Here is a 26,437-nt window from a genome sequence, read left to right on the forward strand (position 1 = left end):
CATGAAATTAAGTGAAATTTGGCTTCGTGAATGGGTAAATCCCTTAGTTAACACGGAGCACTTAGCAGAACAACTTACTTTATTTGGCTTAGAGGTCGACTCTGTCAATTCTGTTGCTCACTCCTTTGAAAAGGTGGTGGTAGGAGAAGTGTTATCGGTAGAAAAACATCCCGATGCGGATCGACTGTCCTTTTGCCGAGTCAATGTGGGGGAAAGCGAGGCCTTAGAAATTGTCTGTGGAGCAGCAAATGTTCGCGTTGGCTTGAAGGTCCCTGTTGCTCTAATTGGTGGCCAAGTGGGCGAGCTGAAAATTAAAAAAACTAAATTGCGAGGTGTGGTTTCCTATGGAATGATATGCTCAGAACGTGAGCTGGGCTTGTCGGAGGATCAAAACGGATTCATCATGGAGCTTACTTCCGATGTTGCTGTCGGTAAAGATTTACACGATTGTTTGCAATTAAAGGATTCTGTTTTTGATATTGGCCTAACTCCTAATCGAGGTGATTGTGCTAGCGTGCGAGGAATTGCTAATGAAGTGGGCGCCATTAATCGGCTTTCTGTGAAAGCACCTAAAGTAGCCCGCGTAACACCCGTTATCGATGCTATTTTTCCTATTGGGATACAAGCCAAAGAAGCTTGTCCGTATTATGTAGGTCGGATTATTCGTGATATTGATAGTGATGCCCAAACTCCGCTTTGGATGCGAGAACGATTACGCCGTAGTGGATTGCGCTCTATCCATCCTGTTGTAGATGTCCTGAATTATGTGATGTTGGAATGGGGTCAACCTATGCATGCATTCGATTTCGATCAATTGTCTGGCGAGATTCGTGTGCGCTATGCAAGTTCCGATGAAAAAATTACTTTGATCGATAGAACCGAAGTTACTTTGAATAATCGCACTTTGGTTATTGCAGATGAAAACCAAGTACACGCTATTGCAGGTATTATGGGGGGCGCTAATTCGGCCGTTAACGAAAGAACAAAAAATATCTTTTTGGAAAGTGCTTATTTTACGCCAAGTAATATTGCGTTAACGGCACGACATTACGGTTTAAATACAGATTCTTCGTATCGATTTGAGCGAGGTGTGGATTTCCAACTGCAAAAACTTGCAATGGAGCGTGCAACGGAATTGTTATTGACCATTACGGGTGGAAAACCAGGTTTTATTGAAGATCAACGCATTGAAGAAACTTTTCCCTCCATTAAAAAAGTCGGTTTACGTCGTGAACGAATTAAGCACCTCTTGGGAGTGGAAATTGCTGATAAAGAGATTCACCAGATCTTAGGTTTTTTGGGGATGACCCTTCAGCCAGAAATAAATGGCTGGCACGTAACTGTGCCGAGTTATCGTTTTGATATTACCCAAGAAGTCGATTTAATTGAAGAAGTAGCGCGATTGCACAGCTATGAACGAATTCCTCAAACTATTATGAAACGTAAAATGGTTTTGTCACCCGTGGCGGAGACAGAAGTAAGCTTGGCTCGGATCCGGCGTTTAATGGTTGACCGTGGGTATAACGAGGCCGTGAATTATAGTTTTGTGGATGATAAATTGCAGAATAAGCTTAATCCCAATTTGGAATCCCTTGCTCTTTCTAACCCAATTACGAACGATATGAACGTCATGCGCAATAGTTTATGGCCTGGGCTTGTTACTGCAGCGAAATACAATCAATCTCGTCAAATTGAGCGCATGAGACTTTTTGAAATTGGCAGATGTTTTATCCATCAAAAAAGAAAATGGCAGCAGATAACTAAAATTGCTGGTTTGATTGTGGGGAATGCCAGTAACTTGCAATGGGGGGAAAAAAAACGGCCAGTCGATTTTTATGACATGAAAGGAGACCTAAGCACGCTACTCTCCCTTACCCACGCTGAAAAGGATTTCGATTTTATACGAGCAGAGCACCCTGCCTTGCACCCGGGACGATCCGCCGCTCTCTACTTTAAAGAAGCTTGTATCGGCTATTTGGGCGCCTTGCATCCTGTGCTGGTCCGAGAGTTAGGCTTTGGGAGCATTCCTTACCTGTTTGAGTCAGAACTTGAAGCCCTTACAAAGACGAGGTTATCTCACTATCAATCCGTCTCTAAATTTCCTACGGTTCGTCGTGATCTTGCCGTTGTAGTGGATCGAGACGTTGAAGCTTCGCGAATTGAAGAAGAAATTGCTCAAAATGCTGGACATTTATTGATCATGAGCGAAATTTTTGATATATATGAAGGCGGTGAACATATTGAATTTGGGGGGAAAAGTGTCGCTTTGGGGTTGACCTTTCAAAACCCATCACGCACTCTAATAGACGAAGAGATCAAACAGGTCATTGAACGTATAATCGCTGCTCTTGAGCGTAAGTTCAATGTCAAATTGAGGACATAGCTGATGGCACTCACAAAAGCTGACTTGGCAGAACATTTATTTAATGTGGTAGGCTTGAATAAGCGAGAGGCAAAAGAGTTAGTTGAATTATTTTTTGAGGATATCCGCCTTTCGTTAGAAAGGGGAGAACCGGTGAAATTGTCGGGATTCGGTAATTTTAATCTGCGTGACAAAAAGCAACGTCCCGGACGCAATCCTAAAACCAGCGAAGAAATTCCTATTACGGAGCGGCGTGTTGTGACATTCCGTGCTGGCCACAAACTCAAATCCAGGGTGGAGAAAAATGTCAAATCAGAAGAAAGGGAATCCTAAACCGGAAAGCGAATTACCCCCTATTCCCGAAAAGTTATATTTTACAATTGGTGAAGTTGGCAAACTCTGTGAGTTACGTACTCACGTTTTGCGTTATTGGGAGCAAGAATTTTCTCCGCTGTCGCCTTTAAAACGACGAGGTAACCGTCGTTACTATCAATTGAAAGACGTTTTGCTGGTGCGAAAAATCCGCCGTTTACTTTATGAAGAAGGTTATACCATTGAAGGAGCTAAACAGAAGCTTTCTGAAGATACTTCGCATGATAAAAGAGAATATAAAGCCTACGAAACTATCCGTCGTGCTATTTCAGAACTGGAAAGGATTGCAGCTGGTTTGGAAATGGCTTGAGATGTAGATCCATTAGCGTCTCTTCGCTTAACCAAGGGCGCTAATCACTCCTAAATCCACTTCATCGCGGTGTCCCTCGCCATACCCTGAAACGCAATAAGCTTGATTTACGTTTGAAATTTGTGTTTTTATTAAAATTTTCAAGGTAATTTATGGAACGTCCTCAGTTTATTCAACAGATCAGTGATTCTTTTAAAGTAAACTCGGCAGTCGCTATTTTAGGTTCTCGGCAATGTGGAAAGACGACGACAGAGAAATTAGGACTTAATTATCCAAGGAAACTCGCTAGTTGCTAAAGAGAAGAAGCATAACCGTCATCAACGTTCCTCATAATGCCATTGTAAATTGAATAAGTGGGGTCTTATAATTATAATACAAGATTTGATTCGGGGCGTAGCGCAGCCTGGTAGCGCACTTGCATGGGGTGCAAGGGGTCGCAGGTTCAAATCCTGCCGTCCCGATTTCTAAATAAGTCAAACCTTTCCCAATTGTAGGGCACTTTATCATGAACATAATACTCTAACCCGTAAACGATAATTTTTAAAGTTTCGAAAGCCATAAACGCGCCGCTGAATCAATTTCATTTTGCGATGGAAGGCCTTCAGTGATAGCCATTATTTTAGTGAAACGCCACATATGAACCACTTCTTCCCGCCATTAAGGTGTTAATTACTCTAACTTCGATTAAAGTGCCCCTTTTTCGGGTAGAGTCCGCTTAGATCTAGGATCCGTTTTAGTACGTTAAGCGATTGGAGTGGGATAAGCACATCGATTTCAAACAGGATAATGTCATTATTTCTTTAACAGCGGATATTGTTAAAGTGGCCAAGCCGTACAAAGTTCCGTTGGATGTAGAAACATCAAAAGTTATTCGATTATGGTACGAACAAACGAAGGTTGTGCATAAAGGAAGGGTATGGGTTTTTTCCGGAAAAAATCCAGGCGAGCATATCACCAATGTGAAGAAGTTCTAGAATAATTTGAAAAAGAGCGCAGCCATCGAAAGTTTTACCTAGTATGATCAACGACACGATTTCGCGTCACAGCACGTGATGAGTGGTACTGATTTGTATACGGTGATAGAGTTGTTTGGGGGTATTCTGATCTATAAGACCACAAAAAAAAGTATGTTCATCTGGCGGTGGAACATAACATATTGATTGCCCAGCAGTTAGCCAAGCGGTGTAGCGGAATGCTTAAAGAAAAAAAGATTAACTCGTGGGTTCATCGATTTCATGCTATAACTTATTAATAAGATTAAGATGGGAGTAAGATGATGTCACGCCAACTAGCCACGACAAAAATGTCTTCTCGAGGGCAAATAGTGATCCCAGAAGAAATACGAGAACAATTAGGTCTTGAAACAGGAACAAAATTTGTGGTTATTGCTGAGAATGACACCGTCGTGCTTAAAACGATAACTCCGCCTTCAAAAAAAGAACTCAAGGCTTTGTTATCAAAAGTTAGAAAGTAAGTTAAAAAAATCAGGTATTGAACATGAACAAAGAGCGAAGTAGAAAAAATAATTAAGGCGGAAAGAACCAAGGCCAAAAAAGTTAAAAACGTGGAATAGCTTTGTGAAGGTGGTTGTAGATATCAATGTATTAATTTCTGGAATGGGTGGGCTAGCTAGCGCACCGCAAAACATAATTGACGCCCGGATAGAGGATAAATTCACTGTTGTCGCTACACCAAAAATTGTAGAGGATATAAGGAGAATGTCTGACATTTTTTCTAAAAAATATGCTCATCTCGAATTTGAGCATATTGTTAATAAACTTTTATTTGCAGTAAAATTGTTTGAACCAGAAAAGCTTATGGAAGGAATTAGCTGTGATTTAGGTGACGGATAAATTTATAGTCTGTGCGCTGAGTGCAGAAGCGAAAGTTATTATCAGTGGAGACTCTGATCTTTTGTAGGTATCGGCCTATCAGGGAATTTCAGTGTTAAAGCTCAAATCTTTTTTTGGATCGATTTGGAGGTAAATAATTAAATACAAGTTGCTAGCATTGGTTATCAGTGGTCTTACTGATAACCAATGCTTACGTTAGCTAAACGAAGAAAAAAGTACTGTGTCAAGCATTGGTTCAGTATATAAGTCATTATTTAATCCCCACAATACCAGCTACAAAACCTATGAAAAACGATTTGAACAAGTATGTGTAAAAGAGCCGATATTGACCATCGTCACGGTCTTCGCCACTACTCTGCACAGATGCACTATAAAGAATTAACGGGCTGGGATTGTCCTGCCAAAGGTGCCCCGACAAAAGAAGACATGAATGCTCAACAACGAGTGATTGATCGTGCCGCTTGCTTGCAGCTAAGCTTGGATTTATGCCATTCCCATATTAGCATCGTACAAGTTTATGTAAAATAAGTTTTTTAATATTTTATTTAGATTTTATTTAGAAAAAAATCGATAAGGCAAGAGATATCATGGCATTGGTTCAAATTAACAATCGGGTCCATCGATTAGCGCTAGGCCAGCGTGGTGATTACAAACGAAAAAAAATCCAACACCCAACCATTGGGCACGGGTTTTGATTTTTTTAAAATTTTTTTTTAAAAAAATCAAAAACGAATTGAAGCATTAATGATGATGTACTTGTTTGTATATAATTATTCCTATATGTAAGGAATATTTTTTATCAAAAGTATCTAAGTTGCCTAAATTAAAAATTTTTTTAGTCGGTATATTCTGATGGGGTGATGGAATAAAAACTTCGCTATTATCAGCTGTGAAATTTTGATCACTGGACATTCGGTAGGTGCGGAGCAAATCTTCAAATTTCGACTGTTCTAGATGTTCCTTTTATTATTTGTTTGCAAAAGATGATATTAAAAAAAAGAGGGAATGCTATCAATAGAGTAAAAAAAAATTATACATGCGCATATTATTCCCTTATAAGTATAAATAATACAAAAATGTCTACGACTAAAATTTCATTTCCTTATTTGGAACAGCAAGGTATTATCTAGTTCCTGCTCCCGCATAGGCTTGGTAATCGTTTCACAAAGCCTTCCTTTCATGTTTCCACAATGTAGTTAAGATATTGATAGGGCTTCAGGCCTATGTTAAATCGATCAAATGCAACACACAGTCGCAAACTCCAGTTTAAATTGCCTTGTTTAACCAAGTAGGGCTGTGTTTTTCTATTTGCATTACCTTTCCCATTCTTCCATTCAAATTATTCTCATTAGCAGCCTGTCATAGGGTGTGCCACTGAATTGTTTACAGCCCTAGGCAGCTAGGCAGGTAAATTTTATGTAAGGTGAATAAGCGCTTTTCGAATAATTCGATTGGCGAAGTCATTTAATTTTTAACATAAATAGGGTTAATGAGGTATTTTATGAAAACTTTAAAAAAAGTAGGACTATCCTTAACGTTGCTCGGTGTTTTAGAAAGCGCGGTTGCAATACCACCACCGCCTCCAAAAGTAACCTATGACTATTATGGTTTATAATGGAACTTCGGCAAAAGTTTCGTTTGCGGCTAATTTTCATGGTCCGTTTAGTTATTCGGGTAATGTAGCAGGTAAGCAAACAACCTATGTGTATGGGGAGGGTTACGGAACGAGTACCTTAACGCTGGGTGATTTAACTAACCCAGCGGGTGAATGTGTGGTCACCAATAGTGGTGGCACTGACGATTATTTAAAGTACCAAGCCAATGGGGACTCAAGGGTTCGTCTGTAAGTTCTAGCAGGACCAACGGTTGTTTTAACGCTAACGGCATCTATAAAGGAAATCTATCTTGGATAACCCTTTCTAGGGTTATCCAACTATCGAAGCGATTAATGACAGAAATAACACAACTTTATTCAACTAAAATTAACAGCTATATATTTTTCAAAAATTTTGTTGCTAATTATTTATTTTGTTGAAGTATTCACCGGAAATTGTAAATAAGCAGAGTGTTGATTGGCTGCTTCCAGATAAAGGCATCGAACTTATTGCTACTTCAACTTTAATGGCCGTCTTTCAGGATTTTGTATTTCAGAGATGGACATAACAGAAGCTGTCCAGAGAAAGAAATAACTGTTTGATTTTTTCACAATATAACTTGCTGTATATTTCATGTCCTTCTTTAGTTGCCTCGGTAAGGCGGCTTGTATTTGCTAGTTTTTGGGATTCTTCTTCGCATGCAGGTATAAATTTGTGATAGGATTTGCTTTTAATAAATTTGGCCGTAGCGCTTTTCTAAGGGGGGGTAAAGAAATTTATATTTTTCAAAATATTTAAACCTATTTAGTCATCAGTTTTTATTATTAATCCTCTCTTTTTTGTTTATTAATTAATTGTCTTTAAAATTATCGGAAAGCATTCTAGCACGCTTTTACTAGTAAACGAAAATAGGAAAAAGATAATTAGTCATTATAGCTTTGTCTACGACATTGATGGGCGGGTTGGTACAAGTATTAAAGTTTTCGTTGTTGAAGGAAAGAAAAACGATCTCGATTTTACCAGCATCTTTCCTCTTCGATTTTCTAATAATGGTTGTCAAAGATAATAATATTGCCGTCTTTCGGAGAATTTAAATTAGCGGTCAGAGTTTTACAGTAAGGATGAGCGATGTATACTTCTCTATCATAATTGTTTTCATAATCCTTGTATTGGTAAGTTTATATTGTTTATTTCGATCTTGGAAAGTGACTGAACTGAAGTGCATTTTATCTCTCTTTATATTACTTTTAGTGATTTTCCCGGCGGCAACTGAATTAATATAACTTACCTTGCCCTAAAAATTTTATCTATTCGGCCGTTACTTTTTGAGTTAAAGCACTCTTTAAGACAATTTTTTTACTTTTGTCCACTTCTGTCATTATGTCGCTGAGTTTTTTTTAATTATCTTTCAATTGATAATTCACCTTTTGTCCATAATAACGCTTTTTCTGGAATTTTGGGATTGAGGGTAGGGGTCGAACGTGCAAATAATTTGGGGTTTGTGGTTTCAAAATAAGTTCCCCCGCCAGAATAATATTGCCAAGGATCGTTGAACCCAAACGTTAGTAGATCTCCATTGTCGTTGGTGAAATTAGCAGAAGCGGTTAAGCCTGGACTGCCCACTGAATAAGATAGTAATCTTTGTTTTTTGATAGGGAGGTAAGTGACTAGGATTGACTATCACTTTCTGGATAGTGCCTGGTGGTTCGTTAGGGGCATAGATATCCCGGTAACATATTGTTTTATCAGTGTTATTCTCCACAGCGACTACTAGTTTTTGTAATGGATTTCCTAAACCCAATACTGGAACTAGCAATATCAAGAAAATAGTTAATCGAATCATTTCCTTGCCTCCTTATATTACCTAGACTTGAATTCCATAGCAGAAAAACGGAGTGGGAACGAGTATTCTATCATTTTGATTAAAAAATAGACAGAATAAGGGTAATACTTAAAATGCCATAACGACTGATGGAACGGGAGAGGGGGGTATCCGAACTTCTGAGTCATTATACCAGCCTTGAATTCTATTTTTGCGAAGCGAACGCTATTTATTGGAGGGGATAAATTGTTTTAACTTTCCGGTTTCTGGATAGTGCGGTATTATATCCAAAAATTTAATGTATATGTCAGGATTTTTGACGTCAGCTTGGTTCGAATAAGCTGGAAACTAACGATTTTTGCAAATTCTCCCTATTAATATTTTTAGTGGCAACTACACGAATAATAGCGCCATTTTGAGTTTGCTCAACTTGATATTCAATAATATTAGGATCCTGTCCCAAGACATGTCAAAACGTCATAGGATGAACTTGAATATTATGTGCATAACAGAACCAATCATCGGCACCACGCCCCTAAATAGTTCGGGATAACATTAATTGAAACAGCATCATCAATGACATAACGAATCAAGGGTTTCCCCGGTTACAAGAATAGTCTCCATAACGAAGCACGGAAAAGAACCTGAAAATATCATTGCCGGTTTAAAAAATAAAGTATCACTCAATTTGACGATACAATTAAAATTAAATAATGCACACCTCATGAAATGTGCCGTCGACAGATTCGTAATCGTCCAATTGAATGATTATATGGTTGAGTAAGAATTATCAAAGAAATATCCATGGAAATAATAAAAAATTATCTTAAATTCGAAATTCCTATTTGCATTTACTCTCAAAAATATCGATTTGTTCGGCCTAAAATTAGGAAGTTCATTAGTTTAGTCACTCAAAAATTAGATATCCGAATATAAGATAATTAAAATATTCATTGTTTGTCTTCCCACAGCGTTATAAAATCGACGGAAGAATTATACCTTTCCATGGCAGAAATCGATGAAATTTTTAAAGTATTAGTTAATTTTTTAAAATTAAAACGGATTAGTCAATGCATAGAATTTTTTTAAAAAATTTCTGGATTTTTGGTTTAGGAAGTAATAAATAGTTGATGTTATAACTGTGGTAGCAATTGCAATTAGTACTAATATAGTGAAAAAGTAGCAGTAATTAATATATGGTGTTCCATTCCTATATTCAAAAGAGTTAATTCCATGAGGCTTCTTAAATTCATTAAAGCATCAGTGGTAAATACATTTTACCAACTTTTACTGTGTATTTTTTCAGCTAGAGTGCATCTTGCTCCTTTTTCTAAAATTGCTAAGAAGATGATAATAAGAGTGACCAATCCGATTTCTAAAGAATTTAATGGATCTATTTGAGTATTAAGACTAGAAAAAAGATACGAAATAAAAAGGCAGTAGTGAGATATTCAATTTTCACGCCTATCTGATAAGAAAATTCTCCACGAGGAAAAGCGGATCCAACGATAAATTCTCAAAAAATAGCATATATTTTAATATAATCTGTAACCAAGAGCTTAACATCACAATGCTTAGAACAATAGCTAAAATAGAAATAGTCAAATCTTTTTCTTGCTCTATGAGACAAACTAATTTTGATAATAATATTTTGCCAATAGAAATCATAAAAATGACATAAATAATTGCGCCAATAATAGGGATAATAGCTATAATCACGATTTGATCATTGTTTCTAACAATAGCCATAATAACGGCGAGCAAACACCAAGTGATTGCATCAATTTCTGCTCCAGAAGTAATAGTTAATGTTCCCAATTTTGTTCGGGCTATGTCGATTTCATAAAGAATTCTCACTAACATAGGAAAAGCAGTAATGGAGAGTGCGGTATCTAAATATAACATAGCAGGAAGTAGAGGAATATGATCTTGAAAAAGATAATTGAGGTCATGAATAAAGGGAGTGTAACCAGTTCTTAAAATAAAGGGAAACAATGAGCTTGTTAAAAAGACAGTGCAAGCTTTATTTAGATTTTTTCTAATAGCGCTCATATTTTTAATTCTAGACCAATAAAAAAATATGTAAAGAATTACCCTAATATCGATGAAAAAATTCTTAATTTGATTTCCCAGAGATATTTAATTCGCTACGGAAAACTGGGTTTTAGTGAAAACAAACTCTTTTTCCAAACTCAAAACGTAACCAATACTATTTTTTCGAAAATAGAAAAGCATAAAGAATATTATTTTAAGATAGATCGTCATGAAGATTTTTTAGAAATTACAATTAAAAATAAAATGCAGATTAAGTTATTAGAAGAGTTATTAGAAGCAGTAAACTGTTGTCGTTTTGCTTCCCAAATTCTAAAGGTGATATTCTCTAAAGAAGATAAGCATTATCTGAACGAAAGAAAAATAAACTAAATTTATCACCTGAATCTAGAGCTTCTCACTTTTTGGTTGATTAAGGAGCTGATCCCCTACTTATCATTAGAAATAGGCCACATATTCATTGACGAGGTTGTCAATTTCCTATTTTGGATACTCGCCGAATTAAAAGTAAAGAAAAGCTAAATGAGGAGCATGAAAAAAAACAGTTCATGAAATTATCGATTTTGGTTTTTGGAAATGGGATTCTGAAGATTTATACGAAAGCAATATAGACTTGGTTATTAATTCTTGGAATGATCTCTCTTATTGGGTCTTTATCTTTGTCCTTCCCCTTTTAAAAATATAGAATCGAGTGTTGCAGGTCGCTATTACGTTACAATTATTGAAGGAAAATTTGAGCCAAGATTAATTTGAGAATTGGCGCTACTCAAGCATGGAATATACACTTAGAAAATGGCGAGATCATTAGATTTTTAATATTTGATCAAACCTTCAACTACAGTTCTGAGCTTAAGGAATACTTTAGCAAAAAAAACAGAACTAATCTCGCTGAAAAAATTTCTGGAGAAAATTTACACATAGCTTATGAAATATAGTCACAGTTTAAAAAGAATTTTCTGGCATTTCGATAAAGCAATTAGAATGATCTGTAGAATGAGTAAATTAAGATTGATAAATCAATTTTGATAGAGGCCTTTATAATGATTGGTGTTACTACCTAACACGATAAGTTCAAATTAAAGCGTGCAGACTTCATTTTTAAAGATTATAATAAAATTGATCTTTGAATAAAAATGTTCTCTTAATTTCTCTTTAATTAAAGGAATAAAAAAGAAGGGAGATTTATAAATATAAGAAAGTTTGTTATGGTTGTTAGATGCTCATTACGATAGAATCTGGATACGGCAGTTTTTATAAAACGAACTTGATTTGGAAAAAGCATATATCTATATTCTACATTAACATTTGGTTTTAGCGTGAATCCCAATAGTATCCATACTTACCATGTCAATTATGATTGCCTTCAAAAGGGAAATGTTAAAGCCCTGTTTTTAAATGTAGGGGATTACGATTTATTAAAAAGTTTAGATATGGTTGATGCTTTATATGATTTGAGAGTTCAATATTTTGAAGAAGTTGCTATTTGTACGAATTTTGCTGAGATAATTAAAGCTGCGGAGAAAGGAAAGTTAACGTTCATTTTTTCTGTCAAAGGGCCTTGCATTTTTGAGGGACAAGTGGATCTTTTAAAAAATTGGCATCGTTTGGGAATTAGGGTCGTTAATTTTATGGATGGTTAAGGCATTGAAGTCTTTCCAGAAAATGCAAAACTCTTTTTTAAAGAAAAGATGAAGGAGATTCAGAAACATTATTTGTAAATTAGGACTAGTATCGAAAAAATATTTATCTCCTTCAAATAGGACTACGTTATATAAACGTGAAAAAGGTTTATCGAAATTTAATAGAGAAGCTTTAAAAATAATGGAAAAATTAAATATTGTGTGTGATCTTTCTCATTCTAATGACGTTTCATTTTAGAAGACAATCGAGGAAATTTCTGTAAAAGTTTGTGTTACCCACAGAAATTAGGCAAAATTTTGTGGGCACAGTTGAAATCTCACTGACGATATGATGAAGGTCCTAGAAAAACGTAGAGGGGTGCTAGGGCTTTGTTTTTTATAGTCCTTATGTCAGTGAACAAAACCCTATTTTATAAGATTTTGTTCAACATATTCTTCATGCAATCGATATGATGGGTGATGAATATGTCGGGATTCGAGGTGATTATGATAGTGTTCCATTTGATTCTTAGATCGTTATCAAAAATCCTGCTATAATGCAAAAACATTTGGAAATGTTTCGATAAAAAAGAAGTCAATAGAGCTACCTTATAAAAAATTGCCCACCAAATTTTTTTAGGTTATTAGAATGATTTAATTAAAAATTAAATAACAATTTCAAATATTGAATTTAATGAGAGAAAAAAGTAGAGAGCTTAGTCTGGAAGATAAAATGATTTTTGTTATTTCAGACTACTTTTAAAGACGAATTTATGTTTAATTAATTCTAAATGTTTTTCAACAGTGTGGCGCGAGATATTGCATTCTTGAACTATTTCTTTATGGGTCTTTCCAAGCAAATAATTCCTTTAGATAAAATTTTTTGTTAAGAAAACTTTGTTATAAAGATAATCTAAATAATATCGGTTGGTTTTAAATTCGCTAGATGGAAAAGAAAAATTATAAGAGTTTGTTATATTAGAAGTTAATTTAATATTGTCATCACTTAGTTGAGCTTTTTGAGTTATAGCTTTTTCTTATTTTTTTAAAATAGTAAGTAAATTCAATTGATTTCTCAGAAATGTCAAACAACTTTTTTGGCAATATGAGCTTCTTTTATCGAAAGAAAATAAAATACTTCAGAAAAATTTTTAGTGCAAAAGAAATAAGATAAATAAATGCTGCTACGAATCCCATATTCTCTCATTTTCTAAGTTTCGTCGGGATTTTCATTTCTTAAGAAGAAATCCAACGAAATAATAGAAGAGTCAGCATTAAAATGAAAAGTGTTCTCAAAATTTTTCTTATAATGATTGCAAGAATTATAGAGATAATGTAGCCATGGGAGATTCCTGCCTATGAGAGTTGTACGTTGCTGAAATTTAAAGGTGGAATAAAGAATAAAAAAAGAATTGATTTCATAGTCCCTCAATACTTGCCTGATTTAATTCGCTCTAATTGATCATGACAAGATAAATCGAAGTACTTTTCAATCGATTTTGGGTGTTTTCTTGCATGGTTAAATGGACTCTAAAGAGATTTTACTTAACTAATTTAGCATAAGTCAGTTAAAATTTAAATAGGCAATTATCAATTTAGAGGGTTTTAAAATTGATTAATGCCTGTGAATCGTTCGAATATTCATCTTGATCTGGCAGAGTAGGAGATTGTATCTTAAATAAACCAAATTCATAAGCTAATCGTTTAAATAAGCCTGGAGCGGGACGACATGAAAGATAATACTGTTGTTTTTCTTTTGGTGATAATAAGATGCCATCTACCGTTACTGGTTTAAGAGATGCATCATTACGTTGTTGAATACAAGATTGGAAGAACTAGGAGGAAGTTCGAATCGCTTAATTGCTTTTTCAGACCAACCGAAGGAAATAGTGCCTCACAGACTTCTGAAGATCGGTTTGAAAGTGAGAGCCTGGGCAATGCGCCCTTTGAGTTTACGATTAAGTAAGAGAATAATTAATCATTTTTGAACAATGACCGTAGTTCTTCTTTCGCTTGTGTTTAAATCTTTTTCTGTTGGTCAGTCAATTTCTTTCCTGCTTGATTGATATAGAAATTAAGCATCGACATGGCAGATTGATAAGGAGTTCCTTTTTGATGCTTGCTGGCTACAGCCGATTTTTTTAAGGATTTTGAAATTCTTTTGGGATCTTTTCCAACTAAAAACCCCTACGTCAAGGTCAAGCGCATTTCTGCTTTCGGTAACTTTTGTGACCATCTTTGTTTGTTTTCTTTTGTCATATTTTTATTATAGTGAACAAATTTAATGTGTTTGACACAACAAGGAAATACCTTTCTCTTATCGTTAATTGAAAAAGGACTTCTGTTTTGAACCTCTTGATTCTTACTTCAAAAATGATAAATTGTTTCTCAAAGCTTTTTAGAGGTAATTGATGGATAAAAGACTATTAGAAATACTAGCTTGTCCGCTTTGTAAAGGGAAATTGGTATATAAGCAAGATGCGGAAGAGCTTCTTTGTCGCTTTGACAAGCTAGCCTACCCTATTCAAGGGGGAATCCCAGTTATGTTGGCTGACAAAGCCCGTTCATTAATAGAAGAGAGGTAGGATGGAATTCCGAGTCATCATACCAGTTCGTTATGATTCTAGCCGCCTACCCGGTAAAGCCTTGGCAGATATCGCCGGTAAGCCGATGATTCAACACGTCTACGAATGTGCCGTGAAAAGTGGTGCGGAAGATGTTGTGATCGCGACCGATGATAAACAAATAAGTAAAGTAGCAGAAGATTTTGGGGCAATGGTTTGTATGACTTCTTCTGATCATCAGTCGGGAACGGAACGCATCGCAGAAGCTGTTGTTGCTTTGGGTTTGGAGGACGATGAAATTGTAATCTGTTTGCAAGGTGATGAACCCTTGATTACCCCGGAGGCTATTCGAAAACTAGCAGAGGATCTGGAGGAACATGATAATGTAAAAGCAGCTTCTCTCTGTACACCGATTACGGATATTGACGAATTGTTTAATCCTAATACCACCAAAGTGGTTTTGAATCGTCGAAATTATGCTCTTTATTTTAGTCATGCTCCTATCCCGTGGGATCGCTCTACTTTTAATAATAAAGAAAGTATTAAATTAAATGGCTATTATTTCCGCCATGTAGGTATTTATGCTTATCGGGTAGGATTTTTAGAAGAATACCTTTCTTGGGATAGCTGCTCTGCTGAAAAGCTCGAAGCTTTAGAACAACTGCGTATCTTATGGCACGGCGGTCGTATTCACATGGTAGTTACAAAAAAAAAATGCTTGCCTGGCGTTGATACGGAAGAGGATCTTCAACGCGTTCGCGAATATTTCAAGTAAATTAAATTAAGTAAAGCATGGAAAAGCTTTATGTAAAAACCCCGGTCATTAAATCTCGACCCATTCAAAAAATTTTTCGGGAGTGAGTTTTTTAAAAATGGAATGTTATCAACCGATAGGGTCTTTTAAAATCTGTGGTATTGGGCAGCTTTGTCAGAAGTGTGTGTATTGGCTGGAAAAAACATTTAGTGGCCTCTTCTGGGGGCAGGACTAGCCGTTCGCCTATGTGGGTCGTAAGCTTCAAGTTCCAGTAACCGTATTTGTTCCTTACTACCACCCATCCTTTGTTTATTAAACATATGGAAGCGGAAAATGCCCTATTAAAAATTGAAGATGATGTGTGGGATGAAACCAATGAGATTGTTCAACCATTTGTACGAAAGATTTGTACGAAAGATCGATGGCGGATTTGTCCCTCCTTTTGATCATTCAGAAATTTGGGCCGGTCACTCCACGTTGATAGATGAAGTGGTTACCCAAATAAAAAAGCCAGCCGCTATTGTTGTGGCTGTAGGTGGTGGTGGACTTTCTTGCCGTATTTTGGAAGGTATCGATATAGGTGGAACGATGTTCCTTTGTTTGGCGTAGAAACTGAGGGCGCAGCTTCCTTTACCGGGGTGATTGAAGCCAACTGGTAGTAATCTTACCAAAAATTGACACTATCGCTACCTCTTTAGGTGCAAAGCGTAAATTATTTGATTGGACTAAAAAAACATTCTATTACGTCTTTAGTAGTTACTGATAAATGAGCCCATTAAATTCTTTTTAATATGAAGATTAACCAAGGCTTCTGGTGTAGTTTTCAAGCGCTCTTGACACACAGCGTGGGGAATTAACATATCAGCAATAACGTATTTGCCCCGACCTAATAAGCCGTTGATAGCAGATACCTTCTTGTCTACGCAGATATTACCCGAAATGGAGACGTATTTGAGGCTGGGGTAGTTTTCTAGGAGCCAACTAATCACTGCATCCGCTGCTTTAGTCAGCATATTATGTCCAGAAGCGTCGCCTGTTGTGGCTTCGAGACGTAGGAACAAAAGGTTACCTACTACTTGGGTGTGTCAACAACTTACATTGCGGCAGAAACGACTGGTGCTGGAAACAACTTGTGCGATCGCTTCGTTCTTGTTGAGTTCATTCAGTACGAGCATTACCGAATGTGCGTCCTCGCCCTCCAATAAAATAGAATGAGTCATCCGGTCATCGAATATTGTGCACTGGAGGCCAGCAGATTTTCGGGTAACGCTGGCTCCGCGATTGGTCAAAGGCCACATCTGTTTTCTCTCGGCAGATTATTGCTAATTCTTCCACATCATCGACCGATCAGATAGAAACTATCACTGAGCCAATGTTGTAGATAATGTTGTAGATTCTGAAGTGTTAGAGGTTTTAAATTAAGTTCAACGAACTGACTGGGTATTGTCTTTAAAGACTGAAGCGCTGGCGTCAAAGGGTGAATATCAGTAACTTCGGTGGAACGGTAAGCACCCAAAATTAAAACATTTTTAAGCTCAAATTTTTGAGTCAGCAAAGCGAACAATTGAATAGCGCTAACGGAAGCTTATTGCCAATCATTAAGAAAGAGTGTCAATGGTTTTAAATAAGAAGCAGAAATTTGAAGGAATTCTGAGAAGGCGTATTCAAATCGCATCTCGAGCACTTCAGCACTTAAGAATTCTGTACTGATCATCATACTAGGGAAAATCCTTTTTAACTTAGGGACCATTCGGGCGAGAAAAGGAAGATTAATACCAACGGTTGCTTGGACAGCTTTCACCCATCGCACATAAGTTTTTTCATCTTGCTCAAGTTCTCAAGTTTATAAGATAGCTTCGATAGCTTCGATAGCTTCGATAGCTTCGATAGCTTCGATAGCTTCGGTGACGGTAATCCAAGCGCTGTAGGGAGTGGTTCGATGGAGCTGATCGAATTTTCCTTTGGCGGTAAAGCCGCCGTGGAGGGTGATGTATTTTTCGACTTCGCGGATGATGGAAGGTTTTCTCGACGTCGGGAGGCCCGGCGATAAAGAGTGCTTTTAAGGGTTGGGCTCGATCAAGGAATTGAGTGACTTCCTGAATGAGGCGCTTTCGTCCATAGAGTTTTTAAGTGAGGGCGAAACGTTCGGGGAGATCGGCCGATGGCGATGTGGAAGGACTTGCGTTCCCCGGCTTTGAGCATCCGCAGACAGGTTTCCAAATCTTTGATGGGCGCATGAGCACTTTAGATTTAGCGAGCGGCTTTTGCACGATCTGAGTTAAAACGGGCGGGGATGTTGGGATTAAGCTGAGTTAAATTGGGTGGTGCTTTAAGTAAGGAGGTGCGCTTGAATTAATTCGAGGGGATCGCCTTGGAAAGGAGGTTATCCGGCCGAGCAGTTTAAAGAGGGTGGCATCGAAGGTATAAAAATCGGTGCGATAATCGATGGGGCGATGGATGTGCCTGGTTTGTTTAGGGGCCATGTGGGAGAAAACTGCCTTCGAATTCGCCTTCGTGGGGTTGGGTTTTCAAAGAAGCTTTTTGAGCGAGGCTGAAATCAAAAAGGGTGATGGTAAGATTTTTGGGATCGACGAGGATATTGTCGGGTTTAATATCTTTATGGACGATTTTGGCTTTGTGGATTTGGGTGAGGATCTGCAACAGGCGCAAAGCAAGTGTCAAAATCGTGGTGAGCGAGGGTTTTTCTTTATCGACAAACTGATCTACTGATCTAAGGTTAAATCGGGTTCAGCTTTTAAGATTAAGACGAGTTGGAGCCCGACCTGCTCAAGAGCGAGGGCTTTGGGGATGCCCTTTAATTAAGGGTTTCTTGCAGGAGTTGGAATTCGTATTCAAGTCCGCTCATTGAGCTTGTGATCGGCGGTCGTGAGAAGAGTGAGTTTGATGAGGACAGAGGTATAGTTGGGAGTCCGAAGGCTTGAGCGCGATAGTAGGCGAAGAAATCGCCGCGGGCGAACAATTGAATGTCCGTATAGCCAGAGATTTCTAAAGGGTCCATCGGCGCCATCCGTTGTCTTTCCTGGATTTTTTCACGTACTTATAATTGTACTTGATTTCTTGATTTTTCGATCAATATTCTCGGCTCTTCCAACCTACTTTTTCCCTAAAGCGAGAAATTAGAAGCAAGATTGGTTATCGTTAGGCACAGAATTCAATCTATTCAATCTAGGGGATAAAAGTTTACAGTGATACTCGCAAAAACTATTAGCGTTTATCTCTCGGCTATGGATAATCGTAAATCGGGTGTTATAATTTTTCCCTTGTTATAATTTTTCCCTCTATTTGGTCTTTAGCACGAAGGATTTGTGACGCACTGAAATATAGCGAATTGTTGACAGACCTAAGCTAAGGATACTGGTGTTCTTAAAAAAATTCCTCTCGTCAGAGGGAGGGCAATAATTTTTTCTCCGGCGAGTTATTGATTCCCTCTATTATCCTCGTCCTCGGGAATTTTATTAGCAGTATTTTTCTCGTTTTCTGGATAGAAATTTTTGTTACTATTAGTGTGCTTTGGATATTCCGAAGGATGTTCAAATTTAGAGTCCATAAAGGGTAAAGGGGACGAGGGTGGAGTGGACATTGGCAGCGGGTTTATATCGACCCTATCATCCGCTAGTGCAGAGAACGAAGTCCCCGACTGTTGCATGTGGTATCCAGAATGACTACCTTGGCCGCCACCTCGATGGTGATCTCGGCGCCCACCCCGGGTACCCCGACGTGAACGACTACTATTGCTGCTTCGAGGATGATGGCGTTTAGCGTCCCCCGGGTGACCAGCCACGGATGAGGATCTATGAGGGCGCTCTCCTGAATAGCGTCTTCTTTCACCCCTTCGAGGCAATTGCGTTGCCTGCTGAGGGGGGGGGGGAGTCTCTAGGTGAGGATTTTGCCTCTTCTTCAGCACCGAACATCTTTGCCATTAGGCGCTTAAATAAGCCGCCGCTGGGTGTTTTTCGGGTGGCAGCTGCTGTAGGAGGGGTTTCTTCTGTAGACAAGAATTGTTGAATTACCGGTTCTGGTAGCGGTTTAATTTCTTGTTTTTGGAGTGTTTCAGCTTTAAAAACTTTGGCCAATTTATAACTTGGCATCCCTTTGCCATGTTCCAGACTCGCCGAATCAATTTTAATCTGCTTTAATTGATAAAGCGGCGTTTCCATGTATTGATTAGAAATAATCGTTATTTTTACAGGATAATGTTTTTCAATATCCCTTAAGATTTCTCGTTTTTCATTAATTAAATAAATGGCCAAATCCACGGGCGCCTGTAATTGGAAATGGATATTCTTAGCTTTAGAAGCTTGTTCCTGAATTAAATGAATAATTGAAAGTCCTAGCGATTCTATACTGCGAATGGTGCCTTCACCATCACAGCGAGGGCAGGCTATTTGAGTTGATCGAGTTAGAGAAGAACGCAACCGCTGGCGGGACATTTCCAATAAACCAAATCGCGAAATCCGTCCAATTTGGATACGGGCGCGGTCTTGCTTCAAAGCGTTACGTAAACAATTTTCAACTTCCCGCTGATTACGAATGGGTGTCATATCAATAAAATCGATGACAATGAGGCCACCGATATCGCGAATACGTAATTGACGAGTAATCTCTTCGGCGGCTTCTAAATTCGTGGAAAGCGCTGTTTCTTCAATACTTGCTCCGCGAGTAGCCCGCGCTGAATTAATATCAATGGCTACAAGTGCCTCGCTGTGATCAATAATCAACGATCCACCGGACGGAAGTCGGACTTCACGCTGGTGGGCATTTTCAATTTGTTGTTCGATTTGGAATCTACTAAAGAGAGGTAATTGATCCCGATAAAGCTTTAAACGCTCAATGAATTGGGGGCGAACCTGACTGATATAATAGCAAGCATTTTGATAGGATTGCTCATTATCAATAAGGATTTCTTCAATATCCTGACGCAGGTAGTCGCGAATGGCGCGGATGATGACATCGCTTTCTTGATGAATAAGGTAAGGACCTGGTTTGGCTACTGCTGCTTGTTTAATAGCTTCCCAATAGCGCAATAAGATTTTAAAGTCCCACTCGAGTTCTTCTTTTGCGCGCCCAAGCCCAGCAGTGCGTACAATTAAGCCCATTTCTTCGGGGAGGCTCAATTGATTAATAGTTTCCCGCAATTGATCGCGTTCTTCCCCTTCAATTCGACGCGAAATACCACTGGCCCGCGGGTTATTAGGCATCAGAACTAAAAAAGACCCCGCTAAACTGATAAACGTGGTCAGTGCCGCTCCTTTTGTTCCCCGTTCTTCCTTGTCGACTTGAACGACGAGCTCTTGACCAACTTTAAGTACCCGATTGATATCAATGGTATCAATCTCTTGTGACATATCTTGGAGAAAATACTCGCGGGAAATTTCTTTTAAAGGCAAGAATCCATGTCGTTCGCCACCATAATTAACAAACACTGCTCCTAAGCTAGGTTCGATGCTGGTAATAATGCCTTTATAGATATTAGATTTTTTTTGTTCTTGGCCAGGGATTTCAATATCAAGATCAACAAGCTTGGAATTTTCAGTAATTGCTACGCGCACCTCATGGAGCTGAGTTGCGTTAATCAGCATTCTTTTCATTTGTTCAACCTATTCTCTTAGGGCGCTCAACCGCAAGCTTGGGCTTGGAGGTTCGCCGAGAAACCGCTCTTGGGAGCGCCGCATTAAATACAAAATAATCATGTTCGTTCTATTGGTTGCTAGTACATGATAAAATCTATATAAAATCTATCGTTTCCCAGCTGGCAATTTGGGTTTTATTGCGTGTCATTCCTGTGAATTTAAGACACAAACCTGGAATATAACCTATCTCATTCTGCAGATCCCCTTGGGGGATAACAGGACTAAATTGATACAGCTGACTTTTTTTGCACCAATTTCTCACATTTTTACGTTATGATATCATGACGGACAACCCGACTATAGCAGGCTTTGTTCTATAAAACCATATAGTTTGTAACTTAAAGGATCCTATTTTGACCCTAACTTGCATTATAATTTATGATTCTCATGCTGGGCAACGATTGGACAATTTTTTAATTAGCCGTTTAAAGGGGATGCCTTCGGCACGGATTTATCGTGCTATTCGAAAAGGTGAAGTAAGAGTAAATAAAAAACGGGCGAGTGCCGATTATCGACTCGCCATCGGCGATTCGGTACGTATACCTCCTTTGCACCAATCGACTATAAAAAAACCGACAACACCTGATAAATCTTTATTAATATCGCTTGAAATGCGTATTCTTGTCGAAGAAGCTGATTTCTTAGTTATTGATAAACCCGCGGGCTTACCTGTACACGGAGGAAGTGGAATTAATGGAGGTCTAATCGAAGCATTACGCATAATGCGGCCTAAAAATGGATCGTTGGAATTGGTACATAGGTTGGACCTGGAAACATCTGGTTGTTTGGTTGTGGCCAAGAAACGCAGCCTTCTTGTGGCACTTCATGCTCTACTGACTCAACGGAAGGTTGTGAAGCAATACCTTTTGCTGGTGAAGGGGCTGTGGCAGGGAGGGGAAAGACGAGTCGAAGCCCCTTTGAAAAAGAATATCCTGCAAAGCGGTGAGAGGATGGTAAAAGTCGATGAAAATGGAAAAATGGCATTGACTCTTTTTCGACCAATTATTTCTTATTCAAATGCTACACTCCTCGAAGCGCGACCTTTAACAGGTCGCACCCATCAAATTCGGGTCCATACCGCTCATATGGGTCATCCGATTGCGGGAGATGAAAAGTATGGAGACAAGGTTTTTAATGAGAAAATGAAGAGGTTGGGATTGCGACGATTATTTTTGCATTCTGCAGGAATTGCGTGTTGTTGGGATAGTCGTGTCCTAGGGGTTTGTGCGCTTTTGGATGCTGATTTGTTTCATTTTCTTAAGATTTTAAAATAGAGAGAAATTTAGAGTTAAATAGTTTTTAACTAACAATGGCTTCGAGGGATCGTTTTTGAGTGCGATACTATAATTAGGGTTATGAAAGTTAATTAGGGTTATGAAAGTGTCCACAAGGACTTTAGTATATCTCATTGCTGACATTCACGGGCAAATTGATTTTTTGCGGACCTTGCTTGAAGCTATTCAAAAGGATGCCTCACACCATCCCTTTCGAAATGTTCTATTACATTATGAGATTATATTGACCGTGGCTTCCATTCTTATCGAGTGATCGAAGGTTTACTTTCTTTAGCCACTCATTTTGAAACTCGATATTTAAAAGGTAATCATGAAAGCCTGTTTTAAATTTTATTAAAGATCCTGAAGAAGGTATTCTTTATCCTGAAGAAGGTATTCTTTGGCTAAGTAATGGTGGGTGGTTCTACCTTAAATTAGCTATGGATTTGTGATGTGACGGAATTGCCTCAGAATCCAGAGGACCTATCGGTGGTTTAGGAGAAGATTTTACAGTTGATGCCAAAAGAGCATCTGGAATTTTTAAAATCGCTTCGGTTGCATTATCAATTGGGAGATTATTTTTTTTACCCATACGGGTGTGCGATCTGGGATTCCATTGGACCAGAAAAATGAAGATGATTTGTTATGGATTTGGAGTGAATTCTTAAAATTCCAAAGAAGATTTTGGAAAAATTATTGTACATGAGACATACCATAGTGAAAACTCCTGAAATACACCTTAATCGAATTGCGTTGGATACGGGTGCTTTTTATACTTGAACATTAACGTGTTTAGTATTGGGTGGCGAGGAATGCTATTTGTTACAAACTCGTGTTTAGTCGCGGATTAGCGTGACTAAATCCAATTGTTGATGATCAAGCCCACGCCAATACTATTGGTATAGTGATTATATTCAATTAAACTTTGCCCATACCCGCTAAAGAATTGAATGTAACCGTGAAGTAATCCATGAATGGGAAAAGAATAAGAAAGTTCGATGGCACCACGTTTAAATCGGCTTTCAATTGTATTGCGAAACATTAATGAAATAGACTTGTTGATGGAACGTCGAAGCAAAAAACCATTCGCCCATATCCCAGAAATCGGCAAATGTCAGGGTTATGAATGTCACTCGAATCCGATTTAAAAATTAAAATTCAGGGGTTTATATCCATCATCCAATGAGACCCTGTAAACGTAAAGTGTAAAAAGAGACGATTCCAGCTTCTTTCTAATTCGTCTTCCCAACCATTGGATTGATGATTAATTCCAAGAGCAATTAAACTGTTGCGAGAAAAATGATCGCTTAAAAAAAGCTGTGGTTCGTAATTCGTTTCGCGAAAAAACTGAGACTTAGCGTAAAATTGCCACTAGGAAGAGTTGTGTATAGGAGACATTAAAGTGAAACGTTACTTCCAAACAATGTCATACCATAAGGGAAATTGCACACTCATTTGGCCTTTAAATTCTTCACTCTTCAGTGGTTTATTTTTAGGCGTATGGCCTTCATAAATAGATTGGTACGGTCGCCCTCCAGGTATAATAATACGGTAGGATGGTAAGTGGGTTCATAAAAGCTAATACCCGCACGCGTTTTTATAACTTGACGTTGTTGAGCTAAACGCCTTTCCAGAATCGATTGCTGAGCGGGACTGAGTGTAACTTAGAATTTTTTCTAACTTAGCTTCAAAATGGACCGGTTGTTTTCAAACTACTTTATAGTGGTAATGTTTTTTCTTTTATCGTAGTATTTTTTATCGTAGTACTTTATATGTTAACAATTGGCTTTAGTTATAATGTTCTTAGATTTTTTAGGGGGCTGAGAGTCAGCAAGCATTGAATTGGCATAGGAGCTATTCTGAACAAGAGCTATTGCTAAAATAGCAATAAATAATGCCAATTTTCTTCTGAGCCTTTTTTTCATGTCCGAATAATACCAAAATCCTTAGTAGATACAAATTCATTTTTGTCGCAATAATTTCTTGAGCTTGGGAAGAGAATAGGTATTAACAACATCTTTTTCAGGCCAACATGGAATGGGCCACATCAATCTCAAATTCAAGGTAATTGATTTGATTGATGGTGTGGGCATCAGTTAAAATTGCCATTTTAACTGCTATTTTAGCCATTTTGAAATGAACATCATCTAAGTTTAAACGTTCGGGTTGGGCATTAATTTCTAGGATGCACCCATTCATTTTTGCCGCTTCAATTAGTCTTTCCACATTAACAAAATAGGGATCGCGGCGCCGAATGAGTCGCCCTCTGGTATGGCCTAGTATATTAAAGTAGGGGTTTTCTATGGCGCGAAGAATACGTTTAGTTTGTTTTTTTTGATAAATTAAATTTGTAATGAATAGAGCAAACTGCTAAATCTAATTCTTTAAGGTCTAATTTTCTGTCTTCTAAAATATCGACTTCAATTGATTTCAAAATAGTAAAACCGTTGAATTTTTCATTAAGCTTGTTAATAATTTTAATTTGTTCCATAAAGTGCTTTTTGTTCAAACCTCGTCCCACGGAAAGATGCTGTGAATGATCCGTGATGGCGAGATATTCATAACCTTTTTCTTGGACTGCCTTTACCTATTTCTTCAATGGAGTAGCGTCCGTTGGTAGCTTTTGTATGAAAATGCAAATGCCCTCGAATATCTTTATTAAAGTAATTAATTTCAGTAATTGATGTTTTAGAGCAGCTTCAATTTCACCATAATTTTCAATAAGTTCGGGTTCTATGTAAGAGATACCAAAATAATTCATAAAATTCTTTTTCGGTTTTTCTGGCGATTTGCTTTTTATCTTTTTAAATACACCATACTTATTTACTTTCATTTTTTTATAGCCATTCTGCCGATGCCGATGGCTATATTATTATGAGATTTTCATTCCGTGAAATAATGTAAGGCAAAACCATAACTTTTTTGTAGGATTGATTGCTCTCAAATAAACTTGGACACCAGAATGTAAAACTCCAGTTGAGCGAATGGTTCCGTGAGAAATAACGGGTGATATTCTATCAAATTCAGTAAGGTATTCAATAATTTTTTACCATTATTAGCAACGGCGATTAGATCGAGGTCACCTACGATTTCTTTACGTCATTGATAGCTTCCGGTGATAGCAATTTTTTTAATCCCGGGGCTGTTTTTAAAATAAGTTAGAAAATAAGTTGCTAAGGGAACTGCAATTTTTTCGGAGTCAATCAATTTAATACGAGGCTTTCCTCGTTCCAAGGCTTTGATGCTTGCTAAGATGGGCTTTTTTATTTTTTCCAAAACCGTGCAAGCCTTCAATATCAGCATGTACTAATGCTCTTTTTAAATCGGCTGAGTTTTTAATATCCAAATTATCATGTAGCATTTTTATGCGCTTTGGGCCTAAACCCTCGATCAGCAACAGCTCAGCAAGTGCCATAGGCATTTTTTCTCAAGTTGTTCTAAGTGGGGTAATTTGCCTATTTTAACTATAATTTTATTTTTTCTACTAGAGCTTCTCCAATACCGGGTAATTCGGTTAAATTTTCGCCTTCCCTTAGCATATCTACTACACTCTGAGGTAATTCGTTGATAAGCCGGACGGCGGAGCGGTATGGCATGGATACGAAAAGAATTTTCTCCTTGAATTTCTAAGAGATCTGCGAGCTTGTTGAGTAGAACAGAGCAATCTCGGGATTATGAATTTGCACTTCAGCCTTCAGCCTCCGAATATTCTTTATTTATTTTAGTGTTCAGTGAACCTCTTGATTATCATTTTGGAAAGTTTAGATCGCCGGTAGTTCACTCACTGGTGGCAGTTTGACACCCATCCTATTCCCATATACCATTGCCTCGCTAGATTTGGATGGGTGGTGGGTGATCGATTACCATTAAAAATCAATCCCTTTGAACTTTGCGATCGGTGGGTAACCTTAAGAAGGTGAAGTGCCTTTAAAGGAACTAACGTGACTGCTTCCCTTGGTGGAAAATCCGAGAGAGGTGGTAGTGGTTTTTTTTGAGTTTGGCCAAGAAAAGTTTGGGTTTCGTTTTATTAAAGTTGGTGTCCAGACCTACCTCACATTCGAATTCGAGCGTTATGGCGAAGCAGTGAGCTATGATATAAACGTAAGGCCTTGTATTAAGTCCGGTAAGGGACGATGATGAGGCAAAGCGATTGCCGCGCAAGCCTATGAACCATTGTTAGTTACTGATGAGAGAGTAACTTTAATAGAA

At 37.9% G+C, this 26,437-nt stretch carries 26 protein-coding genes, 1 tRNA gene and 4 pseudogenes; 15 read left to right on the forward strand and 16 right to left on the reverse strand.

Annotated elements, in window-relative coordinates:
• Nucleotide 1: 1 nt before the first annotated feature.
• From pheT to CleRt_RS03580, 4 genes are all read left to right on the forward strand, one after another.
• Entirely contained in the window at nt 2–2,383 is a 2,382-nt protein-coding gene (gene pheT, locus CleRt_RS03565) for a phenylalanine--tRNA ligase subunit beta (RefSeq protein ID WP_048875119.1), read from the forward strand.
• A gap of 3 nt (nt 2,384–2,386) precedes the next feature.
• Nucleotides 2,387–2,695 carry an integration host factor subunit alpha gene (locus tag CleRt_RS03570; RefSeq protein ID WP_048875120.1) on the forward strand — a complete coding sequence of 103 codons (309 nt, stop codon included), beginning with the start codon at nt 2,387–2,389 and terminating at the stop codon, nt 2,693–2,695.
• Nucleotides 2,667–3,044 (forward strand): MerR family transcriptional regulator, encoded by a 378-nt coding sequence (locus CleRt_RS03575; RefSeq protein ID WP_048875121.1) that lies wholly within the window; start codon nt 2,667–2,669, stop codon nt 3,042–3,044. The genes CleRt_RS03570 and CleRt_RS03575 overlap by 29 nt, the downstream gene beginning before the upstream one ends.
• Nucleotides 3,045–3,431: 387 nt before the next feature.
• Nucleotides 3,432–3,505 (forward strand) — tRNA-Pro (locus CleRt_RS03580).
• A gap of 42 nt (nt 3,506–3,547) precedes the next feature.
• Here CleRt_RS03580 and CleRt_RS09985 read toward each other — a convergent pair.
• Nucleotides 3,548–3,701: pseudogene (locus tag CleRt_RS09985) on the reverse strand (transposase); the annotation flags it as partial.
• Between the two features lie 92 nt (nt 3,702–3,793).
• Here CleRt_RS09985 and CleRt_RS03585 point away from each other — a divergent pair.
• The 5 genes from CleRt_RS03585 (at nt 3,794) to CleRt_RS03605 (ending at nt 6,744) form a co-directional block, all read left to right on the forward strand.
• On the forward strand, nt 3,794–4,018 hold the full coding sequence (locus CleRt_RS03585; protein WP_048875122.1) for a hypothetical protein: 225 nt from the start codon (nt 3,794–3,796) through the stop codon (nt 4,016–4,018).
• A 299-nt stretch (nt 4,019–4,317) separates the two neighbouring features.
• Nucleotides 4,318–4,518: an AbrB/MazE/SpoVT family DNA-binding domain-containing protein gene (locus CleRt_RS03590; protein ID WP_082160420.1), complete on the forward strand. Its 201-nt coding sequence runs from the start codon at nt 4,318–4,320 to the stop codon at nt 4,516–4,518.
• A 103-nt stretch (nt 4,519–4,621) separates the two neighbouring features.
• Entirely contained in the window at nt 4,622–4,897 is a 276-nt protein-coding gene (locus tag CleRt_RS03595; RefSeq protein ID WP_048875124.1) for a PIN domain-containing protein, read from the forward strand.
• 306 nt (nt 4,898–5,203) lie between these two features.
• Entirely contained in the window at nt 5,204–5,425 is a 222-nt protein-coding gene (locus tag CleRt_RS03600) for a hypothetical protein (RefSeq protein ID WP_048875125.1), read from the forward strand.
• A gap of 1,067 nt (nt 5,426–6,492) precedes the next feature.
• On the forward strand, nt 6,493–6,744 hold the full coding sequence (locus CleRt_RS03605) for a hypothetical protein (RefSeq protein WP_048875126.1): 252 nt from the start codon (nt 6,493–6,495) through the stop codon (nt 6,742–6,744).
• Between the two features lie 1,149 nt (nt 6,745–7,893).
• Here CleRt_RS03605 and CleRt_RS03610 read toward each other — a convergent pair.
• Both CleRt_RS03610 and CleRt_RS03615 read right to left on the reverse strand, forming a co-directional pair.
• Nucleotides 7,894–8,115 (reverse strand): hypothetical protein, encoded by a 222-nt coding sequence (locus CleRt_RS03610; RefSeq protein WP_048875127.1) that lies wholly within the window; start codon nt 8,113–8,115, stop codon nt 7,894–7,896.
• A gap of 1,663 nt (nt 8,116–9,778) precedes the next feature.
• Complete coding sequence (locus CleRt_RS03615) at nt 9,779–10,366, reverse strand: cation:proton antiporter domain-containing protein (protein WP_048875128.1); 588 nt, start codon at nt 10,364–10,366, stop codon at nt 9,779–9,781.
• Between the two features lie 69 nt (nt 10,367–10,435).
• Between CleRt_RS03615 and CleRt_RS03620 the strand changes: the two genes are divergently transcribed.
• Entirely contained in the window at nt 10,436–10,738 is a 303-nt protein-coding gene (locus CleRt_RS03620; RefSeq protein ID WP_048875129.1) for a hypothetical protein, read from the forward strand.
• A 944-nt stretch (nt 10,739–11,682) separates the two neighbouring features.
• Nucleotides 11,683–12,006, forward strand: a complete 324-nt coding sequence (locus CleRt_RS13195) for a membrane dipeptidase (protein ID WP_048875131.1) — start codon at nt 11,683–11,685, stop codon at nt 12,004–12,006.
• A 722-nt stretch (nt 12,007–12,728) separates the two neighbouring features.
• Here the strand turns inward: CleRt_RS13195 and CleRt_RS14015 are convergent.
• Nucleotides 12,729–12,845, reverse strand: coding sequence for a helix-turn-helix transcriptional regulator (locus CleRt_RS14015; RefSeq protein WP_082160422.1), 117 nt, complete (start codon nt 12,843–12,845; stop codon nt 12,729–12,731).
• A 1,159-nt stretch (nt 12,846–14,004) separates the two neighbouring features.
• Nucleotides 14,005–14,142: a DUF3175 domain-containing protein gene (locus CleRt_RS11645; protein ID WP_235379203.1), complete on the reverse strand. Its 138-nt coding sequence runs from the start codon at nt 14,140–14,142 to the stop codon at nt 14,005–14,007.
• Nucleotides 14,143–14,396: 254 nt separating this feature from the next.
• On the opposite strand from CleRt_RS11645, the gene CleRt_RS08960 reads away from it, so the two are divergent.
• The 3 genes from CleRt_RS08960 to CleRt_RS08315 all read left to right on the forward strand — a co-directional run bounded on the left by CleRt_RS08960 (nt 14,397) and on the right by CleRt_RS08315 (nt 15,912).
• Nucleotides 14,397–14,570, forward strand: a complete 174-nt coding sequence (locus CleRt_RS08960; protein ID WP_082160423.1) for a Trm112 family protein — start codon at nt 14,397–14,399, stop codon at nt 14,568–14,570.
• Between the two features lies 1 nt (nt 14,571).
• Nucleotides 14,572–15,324: a 3-deoxy-manno-octulosonate cytidylyltransferase gene (gene kdsB, locus CleRt_RS03635; RefSeq protein ID WP_048875132.1), complete on the forward strand. Its 753-nt coding sequence runs from the start codon at nt 14,572–14,574 to the stop codon at nt 15,322–15,324.
• 345 nt (nt 15,325–15,669) lie between these two features.
• Nucleotides 15,670–15,912 (forward strand): pyridoxal-phosphate dependent enzyme, encoded by a 243-nt coding sequence (locus CleRt_RS08315; protein ID WP_053097856.1) that lies wholly within the window; start codon nt 15,670–15,672, stop codon nt 15,910–15,912.
• Between the two features lie 149 nt (nt 15,913–16,061).
• Here CleRt_RS08315 and CleRt_RS03645 read toward each other — a convergent pair.
• From CleRt_RS03645 to CleRt_RS03665, 5 genes and pseudogenes are all read right to left on the reverse strand, one after another.
• Nucleotides 16,062–16,601 (reverse strand): annotated as a pseudogene (locus tag CleRt_RS03645) (hydroxymethylglutaryl-coenzyme A reductase family protein); the annotation flags it as partial.
• Nucleotides 16,602–16,639: 38 nt separating this feature from the next.
• Nucleotides 16,640–16,867, reverse strand: coding sequence for a hypothetical protein (locus tag CleRt_RS10000; protein ID WP_235379157.1), 228 nt, complete (start codon nt 16,865–16,867; stop codon nt 16,640–16,642).
• 908 nt (nt 16,868–17,775) lie between these two features.
• The gene (locus tag CleRt_RS14020; RefSeq protein ID WP_080606372.1) at nt 17,776–17,985 is read right to left on the reverse strand and encodes a protein kinase domain-containing protein; all 210 of its coding nucleotides are present in this window, start codon (nt 17,983–17,985) and stop codon (nt 17,776–17,778) included.
• Between the two features lie 754 nt (nt 17,986–18,739).
• Entirely contained in the window at nt 18,740–19,165 is a 426-nt protein-coding gene (locus CleRt_RS14025) for a hypothetical protein (protein WP_371440249.1), read from the reverse strand.
• Between the two features lie 49 nt (nt 19,166–19,214).
• Nucleotides 19,215–20,912: pseudogene (locus tag CleRt_RS03665) on the reverse strand (Rne/Rng family ribonuclease); the annotation flags it as partial.
• A 395-nt stretch (nt 20,913–21,307) separates the two neighbouring features.
• On the opposite strand from CleRt_RS03665, the gene CleRt_RS03670 reads away from it, so the two are divergent.
• A complete protein-coding gene (locus CleRt_RS03670) occupies nt 21,308–22,228 on the forward strand; it encodes an RluA family pseudouridine synthase (RefSeq protein WP_048875136.1) in 921 nt (306 codons plus the stop codon).
• A gap of 856 nt (nt 22,229–23,084) precedes the next feature.
• Here CleRt_RS03670 and CleRt_RS14030 read toward each other — a convergent pair.
• From CleRt_RS14030 to CleRt_RS13210, 6 genes and pseudogenes are all read right to left on the reverse strand, one after another.
• Nucleotides 23,085–23,929, reverse strand: a pseudogene (locus CleRt_RS14030) (phospholipase A); the annotation flags it as partial.
• 321 nt (nt 23,930–24,250) lie between these two features.
• Entirely contained in the window at nt 24,251–24,427 is a 177-nt protein-coding gene (locus tag CleRt_RS11660; protein ID WP_235379177.1) for a PHP domain-containing protein, read from the reverse strand.
• 121 nt (nt 24,428–24,548) lie between these two features.
• Nucleotides 24,549–24,737 (reverse strand): PHP domain-containing protein, encoded by a 189-nt coding sequence (locus CleRt_RS11665; RefSeq protein ID WP_235379178.1) that lies wholly within the window; start codon nt 24,735–24,737, stop codon nt 24,549–24,551.
• A gap of 78 nt (nt 24,738–24,815) precedes the next feature.
• Nucleotides 24,816–25,061 carry a hypothetical protein gene (locus CleRt_RS11670; RefSeq protein WP_235379179.1) on the reverse strand — a complete coding sequence of 82 codons (246 nt, stop codon included), beginning with the start codon at nt 25,059–25,061 and terminating at the stop codon, nt 24,816–24,818.
• A gap of 266 nt (nt 25,062–25,327) precedes the next feature.
• Nucleotides 25,328–25,531: a hypothetical protein gene (locus CleRt_RS11675; protein ID WP_235379180.1), complete on the reverse strand. Its 204-nt coding sequence runs from the start codon at nt 25,529–25,531 to the stop codon at nt 25,328–25,330.
• A 161-nt stretch (nt 25,532–25,692) separates the two neighbouring features.
• Nucleotides 25,693–25,824 carry a helix-hairpin-helix domain-containing protein gene (locus CleRt_RS13210; RefSeq protein WP_306686806.1) on the reverse strand — a complete coding sequence of 44 codons (132 nt, stop codon included), beginning with the start codon at nt 25,822–25,824 and terminating at the stop codon, nt 25,693–25,695.
• Nucleotides 25,825–26,437 lie beyond the last annotated feature (613 nt).

It is taken from the genome of Candidatus Coxiella mudrowiae (assembly GCA_001077715.1).
Taxonomy (GTDB): Bacteria; Pseudomonadota; Gammaproteobacteria; order Coxiellales; family Coxiellaceae; genus Coxiella; species Coxiella mudrowiae.